Here is a 6,278-nt window from a genome sequence, read left to right as displayed (position 1 = left end):
ACCACGATGAACTGACCCGAGCACCACCTCATGGCCAACACCACCGAACCCCCGGGTGGGCAGATCTGTTGGCCATGACCAGGCAGTTTCCCTGGCCACCAGCGGGCAATACTACTGACCACACGCGGGCAGTTCGTACTGGCCATTGACACTCGACCGCGGCGATGTCGTGAACGACCGCGACGAGGTGATCGGCGGTGACGTCCGCATCGACGGCATTCGCATCGGCGTCCTTCGTCGGCCGCCGCACGCCGTAGGCGGCCAGCAGGATGCCACCTTTGAGCACGAAGTCCTCGGCATGGGCTGTCCGAGTGAGACGATCCAGGAACGACTCCAGCGTGTGCCGTATCAGGTACTCCTGCGTCGGCGCATTCGTCCCCGTCTTCGCCGCTGTGGAGCGGGCCGCGGACTGGAGGCGGCGGAACACCGCATCGTTCGCACTCACGCCAGCGCCTCCAACGCACGCAGGACGGGAGACTTCGCGCGAGGAAGGCGAGAGGCGATCTCCATCAGCCGAGCTGGCTTGCCGCCGCGGCGCAGCCACTCCTTCAGTGCCTCCCTCGAGAGCTCGTACCCGACCTCGCCACGCAGCCGGAACGCGTCCGCGATCGACCGTTCAGGCGAGTACATCCCGATCGTCTGATCCGTGCCCGGATTCGGGATCTCCTCTCGGCCGATGTCGAACGTGGCCCGATCGAACTGATGCCACGCGATCGCACCTCTGCCGGCCGGGGTGCGCGTCCCGCGGGGGATCGCGACATCCAGTGCGATGGGGATCGCATCGGTCAGGTCGTGGTGAGCGAGCGCCGATGCCAAGCAGATCGTTGCATCCGGGCGACGGGTCGCGGCCTCAATACGGTCCCAGTCCGCTACCGGCGCGTCCGCGGGCAGGTATATGCCGCGCGCGATCCGCTCAAGCCGTCCCTGACGTGCCGCACGATACAACGCACTGCGCGACAGACCGGCCTGCTCGGCCGTACCTGGCTTCACCGCCGACACGTCATCACCCTTCTTCGGCACGAAACGCTTACACATAAGTTTAGCTGGTAACGAATCGTTCCAACTCGCTCCCGCACCACGAGCCGATCCACAGCCGTGACCTGACCACTGACACGCTGACCATCTACCGGCTGCTCGACTGGATCGCCAGGCCCGTTCGCGGCAACTGCGCGCACCGGATGGAACCGGCCGGCACGGCGTCACTAGGATCGACCCAGAGCTTCCCGCCGTCGGGCGCCTGCGACTGCACAGCGTTCATGACCGACGGCCGCAGCGGGGAGAGGACCCCGACCGGGCGTCGTCGTCGAGCGTGGCAGCGGCGCCGTGACCTACGGAGGAAACATGCCCGACGAGAAGACTCCCGCGACCAGCAGTGCGACCAGCAGTGCGACGAGCGCGCAACAGGCAACCGCGCAGATCGGCGTCACCGGCCTGGCCGTGATGGGCGCGAACCTGGCGCGCAACCTCGCCCGCAACGGGTACACCGTCGCCCTGCACAACCGCACCCAGGCCAAGACCGACGACCTGCTGGCCAAGCACGGCGGCGACGGGAACTTCGTGCGCACCGAGACCCTCGAGGAGTTCGTCGCGGCCCTGGAGCGGCCCCGCCGGGTACTCGTCATGGTCAAGGCCGGTGCCCCGGTCGACGCCGTCATCGAGCAGCTCGTGCCGCTGCTGGAGGAGGGCGACATCATCATCGACGGCGGCAACTCCCTCTACCTGGACACCATCCGACGGGAGAAGGAACTCTCGGCGAAGGGCCTGCACTTCGTCGGCGTCGGCGTCTCCGGCGGCGAGGAGGGGGCGCTGAACGGGCCGTCGATCATGCCGGGCGGGTCCAAGGAGTCCTACGCGTCCCTCGGGCCGATGCTCGAGAAGATCTCCGCCAAGTACAACGGCGAGCCCTGCTGTGCGTGGATCGAGACTGACGGGGCCGGGCACTTCGTCAAGATGGTGCACAACGGCATCGAGTACGCCGACATGCAGGTGATCGGCGAGGCCTACGAACTGCTGCGCTCCGGCGCCGGCATCGAGCCCGCCGAGCAGGCCGAGATCTTCCGGCAGTGGAACACCGGGCAGCTCAACTCGTTCCTGATCGAGATCACCGCCGAGGTGCTGGCGCACACCGACGCGAAGACCGGCAAGCCGTTCGTCGACGTCGTCGTCGACTCCGCCGGGCAGAAGGGCACCGGCCGCTGGACGGTCATCGCCGCCCTGGAACTCGGCTCCCCGGTGACGGGCATCGCCGAATCCGTGTTCGCCCGCGGCCTCTCCTCGCAGCGGGACCAGCGCGCCGTCGCGGAGCAGACCCTGGTCGCCGGCACCGAGGACGTCGACGTGCCGGAGTCCTTCGTCGACGACGTGCGGCAGGCCCTGTACGCGTCCAAGCTGGTCAGCTACGCGCAGGGCCTGGACATGCTCAACCTCGCGGGCAAGCAGTACGACTGGGACCTGAAGCTGGACCGGATCGCCTCGCTGTGGCGGGCCGGCTGCATCATCCGCGCCGAACTGCTCGACGACATCATGCAGGCCTACGCCCCCGGCAACGAGCCGGAGAACCTGCTGTTCGCGCCGGCGTTCGCGAAGGCCATCGGCGACGCGGTCCCGGCGTGGCGGCGGGTCGTGGCGACGGCGGCCCGGCTGGGGATCCCGACGCCGGTGTTCTCCTCGTCGCTGGCCTACTACGACGGCCTCCGGCGCGACCGGTTGCCGGCCGCCCTGACCCAAGGCCTGCGCGACCTGTTCGGCGCGCACACCTACCACCGGATCGACGGCGAGGGCACGTTCCACACCCTCTGGGGCGAGGACAAGAGCGAGATCGAGGCCGTCGACACGCACTGACGGTTCCCCGGCAACACACCGACGGGGCGGCCCCGCTCCTCGGGGCCGCCCCGTCGTGGTCAGTGAGTCAGATCCACATGGCCGGATCGATCCACACGGCGGGATCGACCAGCGGCGCGTTCTCCTGCTCGGAGCGCTTCGGGCGGGCGTTCGCCGGCACCCCGGTGAGGATCGAGTTCTCCGGCGCGTCCTTGACGACGACGGCGTTGGCGCCGACCGCGGAGCCGGTGCCGACGACGACGGGCCCCAGGATCTTCGCGCCCGCACCGATCGTGACGCCGTCGCCGATGGTCGGGTGCCGCTTCACCCGCGCCAGGGACCGGCCGCCGAGGGTGACGCCGTGGTACATCATCACGTCGTCACCGATCTCGGCGGTCTCCCCGATCACCACGCCCATCCCGTGATCGATGAAGAAGCGGCGCCCGATCGTCGCGCCCGGATGGATCTCGATGCCGGTCGCCGCCCGGGCCGCCTGGGAGATCACCCGCGCGAGGGTCCGCGTCGACTCCCGCTGCCACAACCGGTGGGTCAACCGGTGCGCCCAGATCGCGTGCAGACCCGAGTACACGACCGCGACCTCCAGGTCGCCCCGAGCGGCCGGGTCGTGGGTGCGGGCGGTCTGCAGGTCCTCGCGCAGGCGGGAGAGGAAGCTCACGGTGTCCTTCGGTCGGTCTGGCAGGGGGACGGTCAGCCGCGGATGTCCTCGTACAGCAGGGTGGAGATGTACCGCTCGCCGTAGTCGCACACCACGGCGACGATGAGCTTGCCCTCGTTCTCGGGCCGCTTGGCCAGTTCGAGCGCCGCCCACACGATGGCGCCGGACGAGATGCCGCCGAGGATGCCCTCCCGGGAGGCCAGCTCGCGGGAGACCCGCACGGAGTCCTCCACGGTCGCGTCGAACACCTCGTCGTAGATCCCGGTGTCGAGTACCTCGGGCACGAAGTTCGCGCCGAGGCCCTGGATCTTGTGCGGGCCGGGCTTGCCCCCGTTGAGGATCGCGGAATCCTTCGGCTCCACGGCGACGATGCGCACGCCGGGCTTGCGCTCCTTGAGCACCTGGCCGACGCCGGTGATGGTCCCGCCCGTGCCGATGCCGGCGACGAAGACGTCGATCTCGCCGTCGGTGTCCGACCACACCTCCTCGGCGGTCGTCTCCCGGTGGACCGCCGGGTTCGCGGCGTTGGCGAACTGCTGCGCCCAGATGGCGTTCTCCGTGGTGGCGACGATCTCCTTCGCCTTGTCGACCGCTCCACGCATGCCCTCGGCACCCGGGGTGAGCACGATCTCGGCGCCGTAGGCCCGGAGCATCACCCGCCGCTCGGTGGACATGGTCTCCGGCATGGTGAGGATCACCCGGTAGCCGCGGGCCGCGCCGACCATCGCCAGCGCGATGCCGGTGTTGCCGCTGGTGCCTTCGACGACGGTGCCGCCGGGCTTCAGGGCGCCGGCCTTCTCGGCGGCGTCGACGATCGCCACCCCGATCCGGTCCTTGACCGAATTGGCGGGGTTGTAGAACTCGAGCTTGACCGCCACGTTGCCGGGCAGCCCCTCCGTCAGCCGGTTGAGCCGGACCAGCGGCGTCCGGCCGACCAGTTGCGTGACGTCGTCGTAGATGCGTGCCAATATGCTCTCACTCTCTGCGTGGGAATGGGCCCGAGTGCAACGGGAGACATCGATGCCCGGGGCGACCGTCCGCGCCCCACCGGGCGTGGCTCCGGGCGGGACCAGCCTAGTGGTCCGGCCCTGAGCGGGTCAGGCCGCCAGCCACTGGGAGTAATACTTCCGGGCCTTGGCCAGTTTCGGGTTGATGATCACCTGGCAGTAGCCACTGCCAGGCTGGCGCGAGTAGAAGTCCTGGTGGACGTCCTCCGCGGAATACCAGGTCGAGGCCCGGCTCACCTCCGTGACAATGGGGGCGTGCCACAGCGCCTGGGCCCGTTCGATGCCGTCGACGAACTCCTGCCGCTGCTCCTCGTCCGTGTAGAACATCGCGGAGCGGTACTGGGTGCCGACGTCGTACCCCTGCCGGTTCAGCGTGGTCGGGTCGTGCGTGGCGAAGAACACGTCGAGGATCACCTCGGCGGGGATCTCGGTCTCGTCGAACGTCACCTTCACCGCCTCGGCGTGGCCGGTGGTGCCGTTGCACACGGTGTAGTAGTCCGGGTCCGGGTAGCCGCCGCCGGTGTACCCCGACTCGACGTCGGTCACGCCGCGCAGTCGTCGGTAGACGGCGTCCAGGCACCAGAAGCATCCTCCGGCCAGCACATAGGTCTTCACGTGCGGGGTCAACCGCACGGCAGGTGCGATCATTCCCGGGAGCCGCCCTGCGGTAGAACTGAGGGATGGTCGCCCCGCACCAGGACTCCCGCCCGGACGCCCGCACGCCGACCCTGGGACGCGTGTGCGACCTGGTGGAGGAGCTGTGGCCGCGCTCGCTGGCGGAGGACTGGGACGCCGTCGGGCTCGTGGTCGGCCGACGCGAGGCGCCCGTGCGGCGGATCCTGTTCGCCGTCGACCCGGTGGCCGCCGTCGTCGGCGAGGCCGTGGACTGGGACGCGGACCTGCTCATCACCCATCACCCGCTGCTGCTGCGCCCGGTGACCTCGGTCGCCGCCGACGGGTTCAAGGGCGACGTCGTGCACCGGCTGATCGAGTCCTCCTGCGGTCTGCTCACCGCCCACACGAACGCGGACAGCGCCATCGGCGGCGTCTCGGACGTGATCGCCGACGCCCTCGGGATCCGGGACGCCCGGCCGCTGCAGCCGGCCGCGGCCGGGTTGAGCGAGGAGGGCATCGGCCGGGTGGGCGAGCTCGACGACGTCTGCACGCTCGCCGACTTCGCCGAGCGGGTGTTCCGGCTGCTGCCCGCCGTCGCCGGCGGGGTGCGCGTGTCGGGGGATCCGGACGGGCTCGTCCGCACCGTCGCGGTGTGCGGCGGCGCCGGGGACTCCCTGTTCGACGCCGTGCGCGCGACCCGCGCCGACGTGTACGTGACCGCGGACCTGCGCCACCACCCGGCGTCGGAGGCGCGCGAAGCGGCGGTCGCCGGTCGACCCTACCTGGTGGACGTCTCCCACTTCGCCAGCGAGTGGCTGTGGTTGCCGGCAGCGGCCCGGGCGCTGGAGCGCGCGCTGGACGACCACGGACTCGACGCCGACGTGCGGGTCAGCCAGCTCAACACCGACCCGTGGGACTTCATCCTCACGCCCTGACGTCGGTGTGCCGACCTCGGCCGGCCGGGCACGGCCGTTCCGTCCGGGTGCCGTTCTGGCCGGGTGCCGCTGCACTAGATGACCTATTCCAAGGGGTCGGGTACGGCGTGGCGACGTGCCATGAGATAGGGAGGGTGTCCAAGATCGGCGTTGCTACCCCATTCGTCGAACTGGGAGGTTCGTCATGGACGCCGATCTGGACACCCTCGTAACCGAACTGTATGT

Annotated in this window: 7 protein-coding genes; 2 read left to right on the top strand and 5 right to left on the bottom strand. The window is 69.8% G+C overall.

Going from position 1 to position 6,278, the window contains the following annotated elements:
* Window positions 1-28 precede the first annotated feature (28 nt).
* Window positions 29-445, bottom strand: coding sequence for a nucleotidyl transferase AbiEii/AbiGii toxin family protein (locus BKD30_RS08865; protein WP_218189288.1), 417 nt, complete (start codon window positions 443-445; stop codon window positions 29-31).
* On the bottom strand, window positions 442-1,020 hold the full coding sequence (locus tag BKD30_RS08860; protein WP_235861575.1) for a type IV toxin-antitoxin system AbiEi family antitoxin domain-containing protein: 579 nt from the start codon (window positions 1,018-1,020) through the stop codon (window positions 442-444). The genes BKD30_RS08865 and BKD30_RS08860 overlap by 4 nt, the downstream gene beginning before the upstream one ends.
* A 420-nt stretch (window positions 1,021-1,440) precedes the next feature.
* On the opposite strand from BKD30_RS08860, the gene gndA reads away from it, so the two are divergent.
* Complete coding sequence (gndA, locus tag BKD30_RS08855; protein WP_076704074.1) at window positions 1,441-2,841, top strand: NADP-dependent phosphogluconate dehydrogenase; 1,401 nt, start codon at window positions 1,441-1,443, stop codon at window positions 2,839-2,841.
* A 67-nt stretch (window positions 2,842-2,908) separates the two neighbouring features.
* On the opposite strand, the gene epsC is transcribed toward gndA, so the two are convergent.
* The 3 genes from epsC to msrA all read right to left on the bottom strand — a co-directional run bounded on the left by epsC (window position 2,909) and on the right by msrA (window position 5,118).
* Complete coding sequence (epsC, locus tag BKD30_RS08850) at window positions 2,909-3,496, bottom strand: serine O-acetyltransferase EpsC (protein WP_076704071.1); 588 nt, start codon at window positions 3,494-3,496, stop codon at window positions 2,909-2,911.
* Between the two features lie 32 nt (window positions 3,497-3,528).
* Window positions 3,529-4,464: a cysteine synthase A gene (gene cysK / locus BKD30_RS08845; RefSeq protein WP_076704070.1), complete on the bottom strand. Its 936-nt coding sequence runs from the start codon at window positions 4,462-4,464 to the stop codon at window positions 3,529-3,531.
* Between the two features lie 129 nt (window positions 4,465-4,593).
* On the bottom strand, window positions 4,594-5,118 hold the full coding sequence (gene msrA / locus BKD30_RS08840) for a peptide-methionine (S)-S-oxide reductase MsrA (protein ID WP_076704073.1): 525 nt from the start codon (window positions 5,116-5,118) through the stop codon (window positions 4,594-4,596).
* Between the two features lie 65 nt (window positions 5,119-5,183).
* Between msrA and BKD30_RS08835 the strand changes: the two genes are divergently transcribed.
* Window positions 5,184-6,053, top strand: a complete 870-nt coding sequence (locus tag BKD30_RS08835) for a Nif3-like dinuclear metal center hexameric protein (protein ID WP_076704068.1) — start codon at window positions 5,184-5,186, stop codon at window positions 6,051-6,053.
* The last annotated feature ends 225 nt before the right edge of the window (window positions 6,054-6,278 follow it).

It is taken from the genome of Tersicoccus phoenicis (assembly GCF_001968835.1).
Classification (GTDB): domain Bacteria; phylum Actinomycetota; class Actinomycetes; order Actinomycetales; family Micrococcaceae; genus Tersicoccus; species Tersicoccus phoenicis.
The sequence above is the reverse complement of the archived record's forward strand: the minus strand, read 5'-3'. Positions and strand labels throughout refer to the sequence as shown.